This window comes from Dorea longicatena, assembly GCF_024168045.1.
GTDB lineage: Bacteria > Bacillota > Clostridia > Lachnospirales > Lachnospiraceae > Dorea_A.
Genome location: NZ_CP100126.1, coordinates 1,982,507 through 2,002,659, shown reverse-complemented (window position 1 = coordinate 2,002,659; position 20,153 = coordinate 1,982,507). Strand labels below are relative to the sequence as shown.

Genomic DNA, 20,153 nt, shown 5'->3' with positions numbered 1-20,153 from the left:
CTTTCTTCTGACAGTGTGTGTTTGCGGTTGCAAGGAATACTATACACCTAATTTTATAAATATGCAAGAAAAAACGAGAAAAAAGTTGGAAAATATGCAAATTAATGCATAAAAACAACAAAATGATGCATAAAATAAGCGAAGAAGAATAGATGCGGAAAGGAGAATTTGTCTGTTGGGAAACATTACAAAAATGCAGAGATATATACTGTGAACAATCTTTAAAAATCTATGGAAAAAGCTTGACGAAATGTGAATGTCAACGTAGAATATAGCCGGCACTTTACTTGCAAATAGTATAATTAGAAACAAGAATAAATATAAAACCGGAAGAAAGGTTTATATATATGTCATGAGAAGGAGAAGATACTTATGAATTATGATGTGATCATTATTGGAGCAGGTCCGGGAGGGATTTTTGCGGCGTATGAGCTGATGAAAAAGAAGCCGGAATGTAAGATTGCCGTGTTTGAAGAGGGATATCCGCTTGAAAAGAGAAAATGTCCGATTGACGGGGAAAAAATTAAGAGCTGTATCAATTGTAAACGATGTTCGATCATGTGCGGCTTCGGGGGAGCAGGAGCATTTTCTGATGGGAAATATAATATTACCAATGATTTCGGGGGAACATTGTTCGAATATATCGGGAAGAAACAGGCAGTAGAACTGATGAAGTATGTAGATGAAATCAACATGGAAAACGGTGGGGAAGGAACAAAACTCTATTCGACAGCCGGAACCAAATTCAAGAAGCTTTGTCTGCAGAACAAGCTGAATCTTCTCGACGCATCGGTACGTCATCTTGGAACAGATATCAACTATGTGGTGCTTCAGAATCTGTATGACCAGATGAAAGATCATATAGATTTCTATTTTGATACACCGGTAGAGACGATCGAAATAATTGAAAACGGTTACAAAGTGGTGTGTGAAAAAGGAAACTATGAATGTGAAAAATGCATCGTTTCTGTAGGACGAAGCGGAAGTAAATGGATGGAGAAAGTGTGTAAAGAGCTGGAGATTCCTACGAAATCTAACCGTGTAGATATCGGAGTCCGTGTAGAACTTCCGGCAGTTATCTTCTCGCATCTGACAGATGAACTCTACGAAAGTAAGATTGTATATCGTACAGAGAAGTTCGAAGATAATGTCCGCACATTCTGCATGAATCCAAATGGAATTGTCGTAAATGAGAATACCAACGGAATCATCACGGTAAACGGACACAGCTATGAAGGCAATGAGAAGAAGACAGACAATACGAACTTTGCATTGCTGGTTGCAAAACATTTCTCAGAACCGTTCAAAGACAGCAACGGTTATGGGGAAAGTATCGCAAGACTTTCCAATATGCTTGGCGGTGGTGTTATTGTACAGCGCTTCGGTGATCTGGTACGTGGAAGAAGAAGTACAGAGAAGCGTATTGAAGAAGGCCTTGTAACGCCAACCTTATCTGCAACACCCGGAGACTTAAGCCTTGTACTTCCAAAACGAATCCTGGATGGTATCGTGGAGATGATCTATGCGCTGGATAAAGTAGCACCTGGAACGGCGAATGATGACACGCTTCTTTACGGTGTGGAAGTGAAATTTTATAATATGGAAGTAGACATCGATGAGAATCTCGAAAGCTGCCATAAAGGTCTGTATGTGATCGGAGATGGAAGTGGAGTGACACATTCTCTTTCTCATGCATCGGCAAGCGGTGTATATGTAGCAAGACATATTATTGGATAGCCAATGGGGACGGGGAAAGTGGCTCTGACCAGTGAAAACGGAGAAATAAAAAGAAATGTCAGTTTCGGTAAAAGCAAGCCGGAACTGACATTTCTTTTTATTATATCTTCGAAAGAGGCTGACAGAAAAAAAGAATATAAAAAGATTCTGAAATAAAATAATAGGAATCATATTGACATATGTAGGTGACCGATATATTATGTAGATAACCGATACTATATGTAGATGATCTATATGTTATGCATGGAAAGGAGAAGAAAAAAGATGGCAGTAGATAAAAGCCTGGTTTCGGGAAGTACAACGATGCTGGTATTAAAATTATTAGAAGAAAAGGATATGTATGGGTATGAAATGATTGATACCCTGCGCGGCAAGTCAAAGAATGTATTTGAATTGAAGGCGGGAACCCTGTACCCTCTTCTGCATGGACTGGAGGAGAAAGGATTCGTGGAAGCATATGAAAAAGAAGCAGTCGGAAAGATCCGGAAGTATTACCACATTACAAGAGCAGGCAAAAAGGAATTAAAGAGAAAATCAGAAGAGTGGAAAGAATATTCACAGGCGGTTCTGGATGTGATGGGTGGTGTGTGCTTTGGATAGGAGAAGATATATACAGACGGTAACAGACCAGATTCGCTGTAAACGCGCACTTCCACTAGTGACCAAAGAACTGGAAGATCATATCGAAGACCAGAAGTGCGATTATATGACAGAAGGAATGGAACCTTCAGAGGCGGAAGAGGCAGCGGTTCTGGAGATGGGCGATCCGGTAGAAGTAGGAATCGAGATGGACCAGATTCACAGACCAAAAATGGCATGGAAAATGATTGGTCTTATTGCAGTTCTGAATCTGGCAGGAATTCTTCTGATGTACTGTCTGAGAACAAGTGCCCTTGCAGATGTGGGAAATAATCCGGGAGAGGTAGAAGGGATTACTTCGGGGATTGGCGGCAATATTGATTATCTGAAAAATATTGCGTGGACATTTGCAGGGCTGGCTTGTATGATCGGAATCTGTTATGTTGATTACAGCTGGATCGGAAAATATGCAAAGCGGCTGGCAGGTATATGGATCGTAGTAATGGGACTGGGGATATTCGTGGGAGCGGTGTATATCAACGGAGCGGTATACGGAATTCCGTTTTTATTCGGTATGGCATTACCGTTACGGCCGCTGTTATATCTGATCGTACCGCTATATGCAGCAATATTATATAGCATGCGAAGTAAAAAAACAGGATGTGTCGGTATCGCAAAGGCCATATTGTGGCAGCTGCTTCCGATATGGTTCATTTTACGCATTCCGAATTTGTCGATGGCAGTTAGTGTAGAATTTACATTTCTGATCTTGTTATCAATTGCAGTCTGGAAAGACTGGTTTGAAGTGAATAGAAAAAGAACGCTGATCACCATGTGGAGTCTGGTAATCCTGCTTCCGGCAGCAGGGATGACATTAATGATTAAAATGGGATATGTAAGAGCTTACCAGTCGGCAAGACTGTCGGCATTCATTCATCCGGAAGGCAATGATGCAGGAAGCTTATGGGGCACAATAAGAAATATGATCTCAGGGGCACATTTTACAGGACGTGGAGATTGTGAAAAGATAGGTTTTTTTAACAATGATTATATGCTGACATTTATCATACATTATTATGGAATACTGGCGGCAGTGTTGGCGATTGCTGTCATAGGCGCTGTCCTGATCTGGTTTCTGCAAAAGACCGGACACCAGAAAAACCAACTTGGCATGATCATGGGAACCGGATGCGTGGTGGTCCTGTTTACTCAGTTCATCGGATATGTAGTGGAGAATCTGGGCTGTTTTCCGCTTTCGAATAATTACTGCCCTTTCCTGACTGCAGGAGGAAGCGAAATTATGATAAGTTATATAATGTTTGGAATATTGCTTAGTATATATAGGTATCAGAATGTGCTGGTTGAGACGGAAGTAAAGAAGAAAATTGGGATTTAATTTAGAAGGCATGACTACCCGGACCTGCATAAAAAGTAGGAAGCCGTTCCTGTTCAGGTTCCGTCGGTGGGAAATACTAAAGCGTCAAAATTATGCTAAAAACGGGCTTCCGAAATTTGCAACTCGCCATTCGGCTCAAACAGGCAAATTTCGAAAACCCAACGCATAATTTTGACGCTTAACTATTTCCAACACCTTCTTCACATTCACTGGAACGGCTTCCTACTTTTTATTCCGTGGGTGTCGAATGCCTTACCAATTAAATGGCAATTGCGTAACGGTTGTGACAGCGGAAGGTTACAGTAATCAGCTGTCATTAGCGGATTTTCAAGGCTTTTGACAAGATTGTGTACCGTAGTGGACTACACCAGGTTATAGTTTCGGGTATTTCATTTCTTAACATCCACAGCCAGTCACGACTTGAAGAAAACAGTATAAAGTGGTTCTGGTGAATGTGGAATGCTCTTAGGAAAAGTTAGAGAGTCAGAATCTCCGTTAAAGGAACGAAGCGAACGTGTTTGAGGCGAACGCCGAGTTTGAGCGTAGTTCCTTTGCTTTTAGGAGATTCTGGCTCTCTTAGTTTTTCTTAGAGCATGGAACCTGAACCAGAACCACTTTATACTGTTTTCTTCAAGGATCGAGAGGCCAACTACGTTAATAAATTAAATTCCAATTAAATCCCAATACAATTTGAAGAAAAAGCTTGCATAATATGCAATGTAGATGTATAATTATGCAAGTTCATGATTTACAACGCAAAAGTAAATATATGGATTTTTGAAAAACAATCCCATCCAACTAGACAATCACAGGAATTTGGGGTACTATAAAACGAACAATAATTTATAAAAATTCAATATCGGAAAGGGTGTTATATAGATGATTAAAGTTGGAATTATTGGAGCGACCGGATATGCCGGAGGAGAACTGGTAAGAATCCTTACCGGACACAAGGACGCAGAGATCGTATGGTACGGCTCCAGAAGTTATATAGATAAAAAATACGCAGATGTATATCAGAATATGTTCCAGATCGTGGATGCAACATGTCTGGATGATAATATGGAAGAACTTGCAAAACAGGCAGATGTAATCTTCACAGCAACGCCGCAAGGCTTCTGTGCATCGATGATGAATGATAAGATTTTAAGTGAGACAAAGATCATCGACTTAAGTGCAGACTATCGTATCAAAGATGTAGCTACATATGAAAAGTGGTATGGAATCGAGCATAAGAGTCCACAATATATTGAAGAAGCAGTGTACGGGCTTTGTGAGATCAACAGAGAAGATGTAAAGAATGCAAGACTGGTAGCCAATCCGGGATGCTATACAACATGTTCCATCTTGACCGCATATCCGCTGGCAAAAGAAGGAATCATTGATATGAATACCCTGATCGTGGATGCAAAATCGGGAACATCCGGAGCAGGACGTGGTGCAAAAGTACCGAACCTTTTCTGTGAAGTGAATGAGAATATGAAAGCGTACGGTGTCGCAAGCCACAGACACACACCGGAGATTGAGGAGCAGCTCGGATATGCATCCGGAGAAAAAGTGCTGATCAACTTCACACCACATCTGGTTCCGATGAACAGAGGAATCCTGGCAACGGAATATGCAACACTCAAAAAAGATGTAACATACGAAGAAGTGAAAGCAATCTATGATAAATATTATAAAGATGAGAAATTTGTCCGTGTTCTTGAAAAAGATGTTTGTCCGGAGACAAAATGGGTAGAAGGAAGTAACTATGTGGACATCAACTTCAAGATCGATTCAAGAACGAACCGCATCATCATGATGGGAGCAATCGACAACCTGGTAAAAGGCGCGGCAGGACAGGCAGTACAGAACATGAACCTGATGTTCGGACTTCCGGAGACAGAAGGACTGGAACTGGTACCGATGTTCCCGTAGATTTACCGGAAAATACAGACAGAGGAGAAAAATAATACATATGAATATAAGAGTAATGACAATTGAAGATTTCGACCAGGTGCACGCACTGTGGATGAGTATCAAAGGATTCGGAATACGAAGTGTGGATGATTCAAAAGAAGGAATAGAACGTTTCTTAAAAAGAAATCCAACAACAAGCGTAGTTGCCGAAGAAGATGGGAAGATCGTCGGAGCGATTCTCTGCGGGCATGATGGAAGACGGGGCTGTCTGTATCATGTGTGTGTAGATGTGAATCACAGAATGAGAGGCATCGGAAAAGGCATGGTAGTATTTACGATGGAGGCACTGAAAAAAGAAGGCATCAACAAAGTATCCCTGATCGCATTCACACAGAACGATATCGGCAATGCATTCTGGAACGAAATAGGATGGACAAAGAGGGAAGATCTGAATTATTACGATTTTACACTGAATGAAGCAAATATCACGGCGTTTATCCAGTAAAGGAATTTATCAAAACATAAGAAAAGAGAATTAAGAAAGGTGGAAGAACAGATGAAACAGGTAAAAGGCGGAGTGACCGCAGCAAAAGGATTTGAAGCAGCAAGTACAGCAGCAGGAATCAAGTATAAAGACAGAACAGATATGGCACTGGTATACAGCCAGGTTCCATGCGTGGCAGCAGGAACATTTACAACAAATGTCGTAAAAGCGGCACCGGTAAAATGGGATCAGCAGGTCGTAAAGAGTGGTGCAAAAGCACAGGCGGTAGTTGTGAACTCAGGAATCGCCAATGCCTGCACCGGAGCAGAGGGATTTGGATATTGTAAAGATACTGCAGATGCAGCAGCAAAAGCACTGAATATTTCTGCAGATGGTGTCCTCATCGGTTCAACCGGAGTGATCGGAAAGCAGATTCCGATCGACAAACTGACAGCCGGAATCAAAGTACTGGCAGGTAAGAAGAATGATACACTGGAAAATGGTACAGAAGCAGCCAAAGCAATTATGACAACCGATACATTTCCAAAGGAACTGGCCGTTGCAATTGAAGTTGGCGGAAAGACTGTTACGATCGGTGGTATGGCAAAAGGATCTGGAATGATCCATCCGAATATGTGCACGATGCTTGCATTTATTACAACAGATGCTGTGATCACAAAGGATGCACTTCAGAAAGCATTAAGTGAAGATGTCGGAGACACTTACAACATGATCTCTGTAGATGGAGATACTTCTACGAACGACTCAGTTGTATTACTGGCAAATGGTATGGCAGAGAATCCGGAGATTACATATGGAACAGAAGATTATAAGAATTTTGCAGAAGCATTGCATACGATAAATGAATACCTTGCAAAGAAAATCGCCGGAGACGGAGAAGGTGCAACTGCATTATTCGAAGTGAAAGCGGTCGGATGCGAGAGTGTAGAGCAGGCTAAGACACTTGCAAAATCAATCGTATGTTCCAATCTTACAAAGACAGCAATCGCAGGACACGATGCAAACTGGGGAAGAATCCTCTGTGCAATGGGATATTCCGGAGCGCAGTTCGATCCTGAAAAGGTTGACCTGTTTTTCGAAAGCAAAGCAGGAAAAATCCAGATCATTGAAAATGGTACAGCTGTAGATTACAGTGAGGCAGAGGCAACAAAGATCCTGTCTGAGACTGAAGTTACAGCAATTGCAGATGTGAAGATGGGTGACAAGACAGCAACTGCATGGGGATGTGACCTGACTCATGGATATATCGAGATCAATGCAGATTACAGAAGTTAGGAGATTGAAAGATGGAAAAAGCAATGCAGAAATATCTGGACAAAGCAGAAGTACTGATTGAAGCCCTTCCGTATATCCAGAGATTCAACCGTAAGATTATTGTAGTAAAATATGGCGGAAGCGCTATGGTAGACGAAGAACTGAAAGCAAGAGTCATTCAGGATGTTACGCTGCTGAAATTAGTCGGTTTCAAACCAATCATTGTTCACGGCGGTGGAAAAGAAATCAGCAAATGGGTAGGAAAAGTCGGCATGGAACCACAGTTTATCAATGGGCTGCGGGTGACAGATGCAGAGACGATGGAACTTGCAGAGATGGTACTTGGGAAAGTGAATAAAAGCCTTGTTCAGCTGGTTGAGCAGCTCGGGGTAAGAGCCATTGGTATCAGTGGAAAAGATGGAGGACTTCTGAAAGTAGACAAGAAGCTGGCAGACGGTGAGGATATCGGATTTGTCGGAGATGTCAAAGAAGTGAATGCGGATATCATCTACGATCTTCTGGAGAAAGATTTCCTTCCGATTATCGCACCGATCGGCCTGGACGATGACTATAATACGTATAATATCAATGCGGATGATGCTGCATGTGCGATAGCAAAAGCAATCAATGCAGAGAAGCTTGCATTCCTGACAGATATCGAAGGAGTATACAAAGATCCAAAGGATCCGTCCACATTGATTTCTGAACTGAATGTATCAGACGGAAAGAAATTGATGGAAGAAGGCTATATCGGTGGAGGTATGCTGCCGAAGATACAGAACTGTATCGATGCGATTGAGAACGGAGTATCAAGAGTACATATCCTGGACGGAAGAATTCCGCATTGTCTGCTTCTTGAAATCTTTACAAATAAAGGTATCGGAACTGCAATTAAAAATGATATAGAAGAACGATATTATTACGGAGAATAAGTTATGAATGAATATATGAAAGAGACAAACGAAGCGCTGTTACATACGTATAATCAGTTTCCGGTAGTATTAGAGCGTGGAGAAGGTGCTTATCTGTATGATACAGAAGGAAAAAAATATCTGGACTTTGCGGCCGGATATGCAGTGTCTTCGCTGGGATATGCTGATAAAGAATTGAATGATGCGTTAAAGGAACAGATCGATAAGATTTTTCATACTTCTAATCTGTACTATAATACGGCTTGCGGAAAGGCAGCAGAAGATCTGAAACGTATTACAGGGATGGACCGTATCTTCTTCACCAACAGTGGAGGGGAAGCGGTAGAAGGAACTTTAAAAGCAGCAAGAAAATATGCATACAAAAAAGGAACAGGACGGTATGAATTCATTGCGATGAAGGAATCTTTCCATGGAAGAAGTTTTGGAGCCGTATCTGTGACAGGACATGATGCGTATCGTGAACCATTCGAACCGCTTGTTCCGGGGGTATCATTTGCACAATACAATGATCTGGACAGTGTGAAAGCACTGGTGACAGATAAGACTTGTGCGATCATTCTGGAACCGTTACAGGGTGAGGGTGGAATCAATGCAGCCACAGAGGAATTCATGAAAGGAATACGTAAACTCTGTGACGAAGAAGGAATCCTTATGATTTGTGATGAAGTACAGTGCGGTATGGGAAGAACAGGCGCTATGTTTGCATGGCAGGCTTATGACATCAAACCGGATATCATGTCTATGGCAAAGGCTATCGGAAGTGGAATTCCGGTCGGTGCATTTGCAATGACAGAGGAAGTTGCAAAATATTCACTGGAGCCTGGGGATCACGGTACAACTTATGGGGGAAATCCACTGGCTTGTACGGCAGTAAGTAAGACTATTGAGATATTTGAAAAGAAGCATCTGGTAGAACATGTGCAGAAAGTCGGAGCATATCTGACAAAAAAACTGGAAGAACTTGTGGAAGAATATGATACTGTAAAAGCGGTCAAAGGAAAAGGTTTGATGCAGGGAATTCAGGTGACAAAACCTATATCTGAGATTACAGGAGCAGCTTTGAAAGAGGGGCTGCTGATTATCGGTGCCGGAAGCGATGTGATCCGTTTTGTACCACCGCTTATTATTGAGCTTGAACAGGTGGATGAGATGATCCGGATATTAAAGAAAGCATTGTAAAAAGTAAAGAAATGGAATATAAAAACCGGTCATGGGACATATTATCTGCATAGGCAGGAGGTATGAAGATGACTGGTTTTTTGATTGCGCTTTTGTCGGGAGCGCTTATGAGTGTACAGGGAGTATTTAATACGCAGGTAACAAAGACAACCGGAATGTGGGTGAGTAACGGCTGGGTGCAGTTCAGTGCATTCCTGCTATGTGCCGTTGCATGGCTTATCGCCGGAAGAGATTCTGTTGGCGCATTGTGGAAAGTGGAACCCAGATATGTATTACTTGGAGGCGTGATCGGTGCAGGGATCACATGGACTGTGATCAAGAGTATGGCGTCGCTGGGACCGGCGAAAGCAGCACTTCTGATCGTGATATCGCAGTTGATCGTAGCATATGTGATCGAACTTCTCGGGTTGTTTGGAGTAGACAAAGAACCGCTGGAAATACGCAAAATTATTGGTATGTCCATTGCCCTGATTGGTGTTGCAATTTTTCAATGGAAATAGTACAATTAATTCACTAGGCATATGCGGGGATTTACAGTTTCCGACAGACTGTAAAGGAGAAGTTATGCGTAGAAAAAAACGACAAAACAAAATAACAGAAAAGAGAAACATACAGAAAGAAATACGCCGGATACCACTGTTTTTTCTGGTATTGTTAAGTGTCATGTGTACAGGTAGCCTGACTGGCTGCAGAGTTGGAAATCCACAAGGACAGACGGAACTGGTTCCGTTGAATAGAAATGATACGGATTCAGACAAACCAGATACCGCTATTAATTCCGGACAGAAAGAACAACAGACAGACCGGGAAAAACTGCAGATCTGTTATGTGCATGTATGCGGTGCGGTAAACCAGCCCGGAGTATACGAACTGACAGCAGACAGCCGTTTGTTTGAAGCCATTCAGATGGCGGGCGGACTGACGGAAGAGGCGGCAGATCAGACACTCAATCAGGCAGAAGTGATCGAAGATGGTTCCAAAATATACGTTCCGACGAAAGAAGAAGTAAAAGCCGGTATGGATAATGGCGGTACTTTGGTGCAGAATGAGGACAATGCAGAAAAAGCCGGAAGTACATCGGATGGAAAGATTGATATCAATACGGCGGCAAAAAACGAATTGATGACACTTTCAGGAATCGGCGAAGCGAAGGCAGATGCGATCGTGCGTTACCGGGAAGAACATGGAGCATTTCAGAAGATTGAAGATCTGATGGAAGTAGAAGGGATTAAAGAAGGTGTATTTCAAAAAGTAAAAGATCAAATTAAGATTTGATAAGGAGTAGGAACATGGGCAAACGCATATTGGTTGTGGATGACGAAAAACTGATAGTAAAAGGGATCCGGTTTAGTCTGGAACAGGATGGATACAGTGTGGACTGCGCATATGATGGGGAAGAGGCACTGAAACTGGCAAAAGAGAATGCATACGATATGATTCTGCTGGATGTTATGCTTCCAAAACATGATGGTTTTGAAGTGTGTCAGCAGATCAGGGAATATTCGGATGTTCCGATCATCATGCTTACGGCTAAGGGTGATGATATGGATAAAATTCTGGGACTGGAATACGGTGCAGATGACTACATAACAAAGCCATTTAATATTCTGGAAGTCAAAGCAAGGATTAAAGCAATCATACGCCGGATCAGTAAGCGTGATAAAAATCAGGAGGATGATAAAGTAATCATCAAAGGTGAGATGCAGATCGATTGTGAAAGCAGACGTGTGATCATCGGGGGGAAAGAGATTAATCTGACCGCCAAAGAGTTCGATCTTCTGGAATTGCTTGCTATGAATCCAGGTAAGGTATACAGCAGAGAGAACCTTCTGAATATTGTATGGGGATATGAATATCCGGGTGATGCGAGAACTGTAGATGTACATATCCGCAGACTTCGTGAGAAGATAGAGACAAATCCAAGCGATCCAAAATATGTATATACGAAATGGGGAGTTGGTTATTATTTCAGGGGTTAAAAAATATCTAAAAAAAAATATATTCAGGAGCATGAAATTCAGGATCATTATGCTGGTAGCATTGGCAGGAATCGTTCCGGTTCTGATAATGCGGGGCGTGTTCCTGAACAGTTATGAAAAATGCGCAGTGAGGGTACGTACTGCGGAGATACAGAATCAATGTACCATTCTCAGTAACCAGTTGAGCAGTTCGGGATATCTCACAGGAGATATATCAGAAGTGATGCGGACGGAACTGGTCCAGTTATCGAATATCTATAGCGGCCGTGTGATGGTGATAGATGGAGCATTTAAGATCCAGGAAGATACTTATGATATGGACAAGGGCAAGACCATCGTATCCGGCAATGTAATCCGTTGTTTCCAAGACAAAGGAACCAGTGAGTATAACAGAAAAAACAGATATATAGAAGTGACCGCACCAATCATAGGAAAAGATGATGCAGTTGTAGGTGTGCTGCTGGTAAGTGCACCTACAGATTCAGTGCTGGACAGTCTGGAAATATTAAGAAACAAGGCAGATGTAGTGGCACTTGCGACGATTCTAGTTATAATGATGATTGCAGTTCTGGCGGGGATAGCGATGCTGAAACCATTCAGACGTATTACAGAGTCGATCTCAGCGGTAACAGAAGGATATGATGATAACTACCTGCATGAGAACACATATACCGAAACGATAGAATTGTCAGAGGCATTTAATAAGATGTCGGGACGTATGAAGACGCTGGACGATTCGAAAAATGAATTTGTATCCAATGTATCACATGAATTGAAGACACCTTTGACATCTATGAAGGTTCTGGCGGATTCGCTGCTTCTGCAGGAGGATGCGCCGGTAGAACTTTATAAAGAATTTATGGGAGACATGTCAGAAGAGATCGAACGTGAGAATAAGATCATTAATGATCTGTTATCGCTGGTGAAGATGGACAAAACAGCGAATAACGCCAATACCATGAACATAAAATCCGAAAATATGAATGAGCTGGTAGAAAAAATCTTAAAGAGACTGCGTCCGATCGCAGCAACAAGAAATATTGAACTGGTTTACGAAAGTATTCGTCCGGTCACAGCTGAAGTCGACGAGATGAAGATTTCGCTTGCAATTTCAAATCTGGTAGAAAATGCGATCAAATATAATAAGGACAATGGCTGGGTTCATGTGACTTTGAATGCGGATCATAAGAACTGTTATATTGAAGTGGCAGATTCAGGGATCGGTATTCCGGCAGAGGCGCAGGAACATATATTTGAAAGATTCTATCGTGTGGATAAGTCACATTCCAGGGAAATCGGCGGGACAGGGCTTGGACTTGCAATCGCACGAAGTGCAGTGGTTATGCATCGCGGGGCGATCAAAGTATTCAGTCAGCCATCTGAGGGAACAACATTTACAGTCAGAATTCCGTTAAACTATGTGTCTTAGGTAGAAGGAGAATGCGATGATAAAGAAAAAGAGTTACTGGATCCTGATGCTTACTGCCATCTGTATTCTGGCGGTGACGGGATGCAAAAAAGAAGGAAAAACAGCAGACTTCCATATCTATTATACAGATTCCGAGGGTGTGTCGCTGGTTGAAAAAGGCATAAAGCCAGAAGGCAAAACACAGAAAGAACAGATTGATGAAATCCTGGATAAGATACAGAAGAATACGGATGACATTGATTACCGCAGTCCTTTTGTAAAAGAGGTAAAGGTGAAAGAATGGTCAGTGAAGGATGGAAAACTTATAGTAGATTTTAACAGGAATTACCAGAAACTGAGTGCGACGGAAGAGATTCTGCTGCGCGCTGCGGTTGTTCAGTCTGTCGGACAGATTTCTGGAGTGGATGCTGTGTTATTCACGATCGACGGAGAATCATTGCAAGATATGAATGGACAGGTGGTTGGTTATATGCAGCCATCGGATTTTGTAAAAAATACAGGTGTGAGTCTCCATTCCTATCAGAAAGAGACATTTTTGTTGTATTATGGTAATAAGCAGGGAGACCGTCTGGTAAAAGAAAAGGCCAGTATCCGGTATAACAGCAGCATATCAAAAGAAAAAGTGCTGGTAGAACAGCTGATCAAGGGGCCTTCATCGGACAACGAGACGGCAGTGATCCCGGCAGAGACAAAGGTGCTGAGTGTATCTGTAAAGGATCATATCTGTTATGTGAACCTGGATAAGGGGTTCCTGGACACAACGAATGTGATGAATCCGGAGCTTCCGGTCTATGCAATCGTGAATACAATTATAGAAGGAAGCTCGATCGGCAGGGTACAGATCCTGATTGATGGAAAAACAAATGTAAATTATATGGGGAAGATAAGTCTGGAAAAGCCGCTTTCCCGAAACCTGAATATTGTGGAAGGGGAGTAGTGCGTGAGGAACAGGCCGCTTCTTAGTGTCTGTCTGATCATTCTATGTGTTCTGGCTTCCTGTACGCTGGTGGGAAAGGAACGGTTTATAAAAGAACTTCGCCCATCGCCGCTTGAAATCTGCACCACGGAAGATGAATCTGTCATCGTCTGTGGTGTGATTTACAGGCAGGAGCAAAAAGAAAATGGTCAGATGATTTATCTGAAACATAATTCTGTTTATTCTATTTCTAACAAACAAAAATTTCAAGAGTCAAAGATAATCGTTTATATCAATTCCAAAGAAAAACTACATATAGGAAACAGGATAAAAGTCCGGGGGACAGTATCATTTTATGAAAATGCAAGAAACCCGGGTAATTTTGATCAGAAGTTTTATTATCAGAAACAGGGGATCCATGGGAAAATCTATGGCAGTCAGATGCAGATCACCGATAAAAGTGTGGACGTTTTCCGGGAAAAGCTGGCAGTGTTCCGTGCCGGGTGGAAGGAACTGCTGGTGCGGGAAATGGGTGAACGGGAAGGGGGAGTCCTTGCTGCGATACTTCTTGGGGAAAAGAGTGATATGGATCCGGAGATGAAGGAACTTTACCAGGTGAATGGGATTGGGCATATCCTGGCTATATCAGGATTGCATCTGTCGTTTGCCGGACTGGGTGCCTACCGTTTATTCCGGCGGTTGACAGGTTCGTACAAAGCAGGAGGACTGGCAGGAGGAATGCTGTTATTTCTGTATGTTTCAATGATCGGGATGACAGTCTCGGTACTAAGGGCATGGGTAATGTTCCTGTTCCGGGTCGGTGCGGATGTTACAGGGAGAAAATACGATATGCCGACGGCACTTTCTGTAGCAGCAGTAATCGCAGTCGGAAGTAATCCGCTGTATCTTTATGATGGCGGTTTTTTGCTTTCATTTGGTGCATTACTTGCGATCTGCACAGTGATACCATTGGTGAAGAAAGAATCACAGCAGCCGGTACTGGTACGTATATTGGGGCCGGGAATTGCCATGAATTGTGTGTTGTGGCCGGTGATTCTGTATTTCTTTTTCGAAGTGCCGTTATATAGTGTGATACTGAATCTTCTGGTGATACCGTTGATGCCGGTAATATTATCCTGCGGGATGGCCGGCTCACTTGTGCGGATGGCAGGGGGAACATTTGGAACATGGATATTGATGGTGTGCAGCCGGATATTAAAATTCTATGACGGATGTTGTGTGTTGCTCCTGAAATTTCCTGTGGCAAGATGGATAGCAGGAAGACCGGAAAAATGGCGGTGCATAGTCTATTATCTTATGTTGTCAGGAGTCATTCTGATATGGAAATATATGGACAGACAGCCGGTAAAAATCAGAAAAAAGTACATGGCTAGTCTGGCACTTTATATTACTGCATGGCTGATACTGATATCAGGACCGCTGCTAAGAAGAGGAATGGAGGTGACAATGCTGGATATCGGGCAGGGAGACTGTATCTGTGTGCAGGGACCAAAGCATCAGAATTATCTGGTCGATGGTGGCAGCAGTGATGTGAAAGAGATTGGAAAATACCGAATAGAACCATTTCTAAAATCCCGGGGCATTGCACAACTTGATTATGTCTTTCTGTCTCATGGAGATCTGGATCATATGAATGGAATAGAAGAACTTCTGATGCGTCAGGATGTGGGAGTGCGCATCCGGAATCTTGTAGTGCCGGGAAAACAGTACTGGGATGAAAGGATTCTTAAAATTATAACAATGGCAAAAATGTATGGCACAGATGTGAAGGAAATGGAATACGGAACGGAACTGAAAGAAGGTGAAATGAAGTTTACTTGTCTGGGTCCGGAAGGGAATACGGATGATAAGAGTCATAATGTGACGACTGGAAATGAATCCTCCATGATCCTGCATCTGGAATACGGTGAATTTGATATGTTGTTTACCGGAGATGTAGAAAAAGAAGGGGAAGAGAGGCTGACGGAGGTCCTGGATGTGATACAGGAAGAAAAGAAGATTACATGGGAAATACTAAAGACAGCGCATCATGGTTCAAAGAATTCTACAACGGAGACATTCCTTCAGACAGTTTATCCGCAGTATGCATGGATATCAGCAGGGAGAAAGAACCGTTACGGACATCCGCATGATCTGACGCTGAAAAGACTTGAAAAATCGGGTGCAAAGATATATTCTACACAGGATAACGGAGCGGTTGCCGTGACGGTCAGGAAAAAAACTATGTGGATTCACGGTGGAAACAGTTGAACTTAAAGTCGGAATTCAGTATACTTTTAAGAGGTGAAAGAAGATGGGAGAGAACCGATGAAAACTTTAAATGAAGACATAAAAACAGGAAATTTTAAGCCGGTATATCTCCTGTACGGAGAAGAAGCTTACCTGAAAAAGCAATACAGAGACCGGATCACGAAAGCAATATTTCCGGACGGGGATACGGTGAATTATGCATATTATGAAGGAAAAGGAATCAATCCGGGAGAACTTATCGATCTTGCAGAGACAATGCCGTTTTTTGCCGACAGACGTCTGATCGTAATCGAAAATTCCGGATTCTTCAAAAATGCGTCACCGGAGCTTGCAGATTATATCAAAACAATGCCGGATACCGCCTGCTTTTTATTTGTGGAAAATGAAGCAGACAAGCGTGGAAAGATGTATAAGGCTGTCAAGAGTAAAGGACGCGTGGTAGAGATGGCACGTCAGGATGAGAAGACACTTTTATACTGGGTTGCAGGGAATGTAAAAAAAGAAGGATATAAGATCAAAGAACAGACGGCCAGGTATCTGTTGTCTACCACAGGGACAGATATGGAAAATCTGGAAAAAGAACTGGAAAAGCTGTTCTGTTACTGTATGGGAAAGGAAGAGATTGAAGTCCGGGATATCGAAGCAATCTGTACGACACAGATTACAAATAAAATCTTTGAGATGGTAGAAGCAGTGGCGGTACGGAATCAGAAGAAAGCACTGGATTATTATTATGATCTGCTGGCATTAAAGGAGCCGCCAATGCGCATATTATATTTGTTGACAAGGCAGTTTAAATTACTTCTGGAAGTCAAAGATCTGGCAGGAAAGCGCTATGACAAGGCTGCGATTGCAAAGACAGTCGGACTGCATCCGTTTGTTGCAGGAAAATATATGCAGCAATGCCGGACATTCGAAAAGAAAGAACTGAGAAGTATTTTGGAAGATGCAGTAGATACGGAAGAACTGGTCAAGACCGGCCGCTTAAATGATGTGATGAGCGTGGAACTTTTCATTGTAAAATACAGTGCTGCATGATAGAATTGATAAGATAAACGTGTAATAAGGAGAAGATATTAGTGTCAGGAATAGATCAAAGTAAAATTCGAAATTTTTGTATTATAGCACACATCGACCATGGTAAATCGACGCTGGCGGACCGTATCATTGAGATGACCGGTCTTCTCACCAGCCGTGAGATGCAGTCGCAGGTGTTGGACAATATGGAACTGGAAAGAGAACGTGGAATTACGATTAAAGCCCAGACAGTCAGAACGGTATACAAAGCAAAAGATGGGGAAGAATATATTTTCAACCTGATTGATACACCGGGACATGTCGACTTTAATTATGAAGTATCCAGAAGTCTGGCAGCGTGTGACGGGGCAATTCTGGTGGTAGATGCTGCACAGGGAGTGGAAGCACAGACGCTTGCCAATGTATATCTCGCACTGGATCATGACCTGGATGTGGTTCCGGTACTGAATAAGATAGATCTTCCAAGTGCAGATCCGCAGCGTGTGATCGAAGAGATTGAGGATGTGATCGGAATTGAAGCAGAGGATGCACCTCAGATTTCAGCAAAGACCGGACTGAATGTAGATCAGGTGCTGGAAGAGATAGTGGCGAAAGTGCCTGCACCGACAGGAGATCCCAAAGCACCGCTTCAGGCTTTGATCTTTGATTCCCTGTATGATGCGTATAAAGGAGTTATTGTATTTTGCAGGATCAAAGAGGGAACCGTGAAAAAGGGAACACCGATCCTTATGATGGCAACAGGAGCGAAGGCAGAAGTTGTGGAAGTCGGTTATTTTGGAGCCGGACAGTTTATTCCGTGTGAGGAACTGAGTGCCGGAATGGTTGGATATATCACGGCCAGCCTTAAGAATGTCAAAGATACCCGTGTGGGTGATACGGTGACCGATGCAGGAAGACCATGTGCAGAACCACTTCCGGGTTATAAAAAAGTCAATCCGATGGTATATTGTGGATTATATCCGGCAGACGGGGCAAAATACCCGGATCTGAGGGATGCATTGGAGAAATTGCAGTTAAATGATGCGTCACTTCAGTTTGAACCTGAGACGTCAATTGCGCTGGGATTTGGATTCCGTTGTGGATTCCTTGGACTTCTGCATTTGGAAATCATTCAGGAACGTTTGGAAAGAGAGTATAATCTGGATCTGGTAACGACTGCCCCAGGGGTTATCTACAAAGTACACAAGACAAATGGAGATGTAATAGAGCTTACGAACCCATCGAATCTTCCGGATCCTTCTGAGATTGAATATATGGAAGAACCGATGGTCAAGGCAGAGATCATGGTGACATCAGAGTTTATTGGTGCGATCATGGATCTGTGTCAGGAACGTCGTGGTGTGTATGAGGGGATGGAATACATCGAGGAGACTCGTGCAGTATTGCATTATCAGCTTCCGCTTAATGAGATTATCTATGATTTCTTTGATGCGTTGAAATCAAGATCCAGAGGTTATGCGTCGTTTGATTATGAGATGGCGGGATATGTGAAGTCTGAACTGGTAAAACTGGATATACTGATCAACAAGGAAGAAGTCGATGCACTGTCATTTATCATTCATGCAGATACGGCTTATGAACGCGGAAGAAAAATGTGCGAGAAGCTAAAAGAAGAGATTCCGAGACAGTTGTTTGAGATTCCGATCCAGGCGGCAATCGGCAGCAAGATCATTGCACGTGAGACGGTCCGCGCGATGCGCAAAGACGTGCTTGCAAAATGTTACGGAGGAGATATCAGCCGTAAGAGAAAGCTTCTGGAAAAACAGAAAGAAGGGAAAAAACGTATGCGGCAGGTGGGCAGCGTAGAGATTCCTCAGAAAGCATTTATGAGTGTATTGAAGCTGGACGATAAATAATGAGACCATTAGAATTATATATCCACATACCATTTTGTGTAAAAAAATGCAGATACTGTGACTTTCTGTCTGCGCCGGCAACACCTGAGGCGAGACAGGAGTATGTCATGGGATTGTGTCAGAAGATACGTTCGTATTATGATCTTGGAGGACTGTACCATGTGAGCAGTATATTTATCGGAGGAGGTACGCCGTCCATCCTTGAGGCACAGCAGATGAGGAGTATCTTCGATGCGATCCGTTCCACGTTCCCGGTTGACTCGGATGCGGAGATCACAGTAGAAGTGAATCCGGGAACGGTAGACAAGTTAAAGTTGATGGCTTATCATAATATCGGAATCAATCGTCTGAGTATTGGGTTACAGTCAACGGATGATCAGGAATTGAAGATGCTTGGAAGGATTCATACATATCAGGATTTCCTGGATACATATTTCCTGGCAAGAGAAGCAGGATTTCAGAATATTAATGTAGACTTGATGTCCGGAATCCCGTTTCAGACACTGGGAGGATGGGAAGATACGATCAAAAGAGTTGCAGAACTTGCGCCGGAACATATCTCGGCATACAGTCTGATTATCGAAGAGGGAACACCATTTTATGAAAAATACGGGGAAGGCGAACGTGCGGAGGCCAGAAGGAGAAGGGAACTTCCGGATGAAGATACAGAAAGACTGATGTATCAGTTTACTAAAAATATCCTGCAGAATTATGGGTATCACAGATATGAGATATCAAATTATGCAAAAGAAGGATACGAATGCCGGCATAATCTCGGCTACTGGAACCGTACGGAATATCTAGGGATCGGAACCGGAGCAGCGTCCCTGATCAACAACCAGCGCTTCGTAGAAGGTGGTGAAATTGAAGTTCTTACTCCGCAAAACCAGATGGAAGAATATATGTTCCTGGGACTTAGACGGATAAAAGGAATATCCAAAGCAGACTTCCGCCGGACATTTGGCAGAAGTGTTGAAAATGTATATGGAAAAGTATTGATCCATATGTATCAGAAACAGTTGCTGGAAGATACGGGAGACAACATTTGCCTTACGGAAAAAGGGATAGATGTGAGTAATTATGTCATGAGTGAGTTTCTATTTTAAATTTAATTGGGATTTAATTTAGAAGGCATGACTACCCGGACCTGCATAAAAAGTAGGAAGCCGTTCCTGTTCAG

17 protein-coding genes are annotated in these 20,153 nt (G+C 42.6%); all 17 read left to right on the top strand.

Annotated elements, in window-relative coordinates; translation table 11 throughout:
- The first annotated feature begins 372 nt into the window (after positions 1 to 372).
- The 17 genes from NKF87_RS09485 (at position 373) to hemW (ending at position 20,079) form a co-directional block, all read left to right on the top strand.
- Complete coding sequence (locus NKF87_RS09485) at positions 373 to 1,737, top strand: NAD(P)/FAD-dependent oxidoreductase (protein ID WP_028088324.1); 1,365 nt, start codon at positions 373 to 375, stop codon at positions 1,735 to 1,737.
- A gap of 264 nt (positions 1,738 to 2,001) precedes the next feature.
- On the top strand, positions 2,002 to 2,337 hold the full coding sequence (locus NKF87_RS09480; protein WP_055284016.1) for a PadR family transcriptional regulator: 336 nt from the start codon (positions 2,002 to 2,004) through the stop codon (positions 2,335 to 2,337).
- Positions 2,330 to 3,712 carry a permease prefix domain 1-containing protein gene (locus tag NKF87_RS09475; protein WP_253583484.1) on the top strand — a complete coding sequence of 461 codons (1,383 nt, stop codon included), beginning with the start codon at positions 2,330 to 2,332 and terminating at the stop codon, positions 3,710 to 3,712. Before NKF87_RS09480 ends, NKF87_RS09475 begins: the two co-directional genes overlap by 8 nt.
- Before the next feature lie 879 nt (positions 3,713 to 4,591).
- A complete protein-coding gene (gene argC / locus NKF87_RS09470; RefSeq protein WP_117598616.1) occupies positions 4,592 to 5,632 on the top strand; it encodes an N-acetyl-gamma-glutamyl-phosphate reductase in 1,041 nt (346 codons plus the stop codon).
- Positions 5,633 to 5,672: 40 nt separating this feature from the next.
- Positions 5,673 to 6,119 (top strand): GNAT family N-acetyltransferase, encoded by a 447-nt coding sequence (locus NKF87_RS09465; RefSeq protein WP_253583482.1) that lies wholly within the window; start codon positions 5,673 to 5,675, stop codon positions 6,117 to 6,119.
- 51 nt (positions 6,120 to 6,170) lie between these two features.
- Positions 6,171 to 7,394 (top strand): bifunctional glutamate N-acetyltransferase/amino-acid acetyltransferase ArgJ, encoded by a 1,224-nt coding sequence (gene argJ / locus NKF87_RS09460; protein WP_028088319.1) that lies wholly within the window; start codon positions 6,171 to 6,173, stop codon positions 7,392 to 7,394.
- Between the two features lie 11 nt (positions 7,395 to 7,405).
- The gene (gene argB, locus NKF87_RS09455; protein WP_028088318.1) at positions 7,406 to 8,305 is read left to right on the top strand and encodes an acetylglutamate kinase; all 900 of its coding nucleotides are present in this window, start codon (positions 7,406 to 7,408) and stop codon (positions 8,303 to 8,305) included.
- 3 nt (positions 8,306 to 8,308) lie between these two features.
- Positions 8,309 to 9,484: an aspartate aminotransferase family protein gene (locus NKF87_RS09450; protein ID WP_118224880.1), complete on the top strand. Its 1,176-nt coding sequence runs from the start codon at positions 8,309 to 8,311 to the stop codon at positions 9,482 to 9,484.
- A gap of 68 nt (positions 9,485 to 9,552) precedes the next feature.
- Positions 9,553 to 9,984 (top strand): DMT family transporter, encoded by a 432-nt coding sequence (locus NKF87_RS09445; RefSeq protein ID WP_055284024.1) that lies wholly within the window; start codon positions 9,553 to 9,555, stop codon positions 9,982 to 9,984.
- Positions 9,985 to 10,048: 64 nt separating this feature from the next.
- Positions 10,049 to 10,759, top strand: coding sequence for a helix-hairpin-helix domain-containing protein (locus tag NKF87_RS09440; RefSeq protein WP_253583481.1), 711 nt, complete (start codon positions 10,049 to 10,051; stop codon positions 10,757 to 10,759).
- Positions 10,760 to 10,773: 14 nt separating this feature from the next.
- Positions 10,774 to 11,463: a response regulator transcription factor gene (locus NKF87_RS09435; protein WP_028088314.1), complete on the top strand. Its 690-nt coding sequence runs from the start codon at positions 10,774 to 10,776 to the stop codon at positions 11,461 to 11,463.
- Positions 11,420 to 12,892 (top strand): sensor histidine kinase, encoded by a 1,473-nt coding sequence (locus tag NKF87_RS09430; protein ID WP_055284029.1) that lies wholly within the window; start codon positions 11,420 to 11,422, stop codon positions 12,890 to 12,892. The genes NKF87_RS09435 and NKF87_RS09430 overlap by 44 nt, the downstream gene beginning before the upstream one ends.
- Positions 12,893 to 12,908: 16 nt before the next feature.
- Complete coding sequence (locus NKF87_RS09425) at positions 12,909 to 13,829, top strand: GerMN domain-containing protein (protein WP_253583479.1); 921 nt, start codon at positions 12,909 to 12,911, stop codon at positions 13,827 to 13,829.
- A gap of 3 nt (positions 13,830 to 13,832) precedes the next feature.
- Positions 13,833 to 16,079 carry a DNA internalization-related competence protein ComEC/Rec2 gene (locus NKF87_RS09420; protein ID WP_253583477.1) on the top strand — a complete coding sequence of 749 codons (2,247 nt, stop codon included), beginning with the start codon at positions 13,833 to 13,835 and terminating at the stop codon, positions 16,077 to 16,079.
- Between the two features lie 57 nt (positions 16,080 to 16,136).
- A complete protein-coding gene (holA, locus tag NKF87_RS09415; protein WP_028088310.1) occupies positions 16,137 to 17,117 on the top strand; it encodes a DNA polymerase III subunit delta in 981 nt (326 codons plus the stop codon).
- A 41-nt stretch (positions 17,118 to 17,158) separates the two neighbouring features.
- Positions 17,159 to 18,973: a translation elongation factor 4 gene (gene lepA / locus NKF87_RS09410; RefSeq protein ID WP_055284033.1), complete on the top strand. Its 1,815-nt coding sequence runs from the start codon at positions 17,159 to 17,161 to the stop codon at positions 18,971 to 18,973.
- On the top strand, positions 18,973 to 20,079 hold the full coding sequence (gene hemW / locus NKF87_RS09405) for a radical SAM family heme chaperone HemW (RefSeq protein ID WP_253583475.1): 1,107 nt from the start codon (positions 18,973 to 18,975) through the stop codon (positions 20,077 to 20,079). Before lepA ends, hemW begins: the two co-directional genes overlap by 1 nt.
- Positions 20,080 to 20,153 lie beyond the last annotated feature (74 nt).

Bases quoted from the DNA above. Each gene is read 5' to 3' on its own strand.
- NKF87_RS09485 (WP_028088324.1), top strand. From the start codon at position 373: ATGAATTATGATGTGATCATTATTGGAGCAGGTCCGGGAGGGATTTTT.
- NKF87_RS09480 (WP_055284016.1), top strand. From the start codon at position 2,002: ATGGCAGTAGATAAAAGCCTGGTTTCGGGAAGTACAACGATGCTGGTA.
- argC (WP_117598616.1), top strand. From the start codon at position 4,592: ATGATTAAAGTTGGAATTATTGGAGCGACCGGATATGCCGGAGGAGAA.
- NKF87_RS09465 (WP_253583482.1), top strand. From the start codon at position 5,673: ATGAATATAAGAGTAATGACAATTGAAGATTTCGACCAGGTGCACGCA.
- argJ (WP_028088319.1), top strand. From the start codon at position 6,171: ATGAAACAGGTAAAAGGCGGAGTGACCGCAGCAAAAGGATTTGAAGCA.
- argB (WP_028088318.1), top strand. From the start codon at position 7,406: ATGGAAAAAGCAATGCAGAAATATCTGGACAAAGCAGAAGTACTGATT.
- NKF87_RS09450 (WP_118224880.1), top strand. From the start codon at position 8,309: ATGAATGAATATATGAAAGAGACAAACGAAGCGCTGTTACATACGTAT.
- NKF87_RS09445 (WP_055284024.1), top strand. From the start codon at position 9,553: ATGACTGGTTTTTTGATTGCGCTTTTGTCGGGAGCGCTTATGAGTGTA.
- NKF87_RS09440 (WP_253583481.1), top strand. From the start codon at position 10,049: ATGCGTAGAAAAAAACGACAAAACAAAATAACAGAAAAGAGAAACATA.
- NKF87_RS09435 (WP_028088314.1), top strand. From the start codon at position 10,774: ATGGGCAAACGCATATTGGTTGTGGATGACGAAAAACTGATAGTAAAA.
- NKF87_RS09430 (WP_055284029.1), top strand. From the start codon at position 11,420: ATGTATATACGAAATGGGGAGTTGGTTATTATTTCAGGGGTTAAAAAA.
- NKF87_RS09425 (WP_253583479.1), top strand. From the start codon at position 12,909: ATGATAAAGAAAAAGAGTTACTGGATCCTGATGCTTACTGCCATCTGT.
- holA (WP_028088310.1), top strand. From the start codon at position 16,137: ATGAAAACTTTAAATGAAGACATAAAAACAGGAAATTTTAAGCCGGTA.
- hemW (WP_253583475.1), top strand. From the start codon at position 18,973: ATGAGACCATTAGAATTATATATCCACATACCATTTTGTGTAAAAAAA.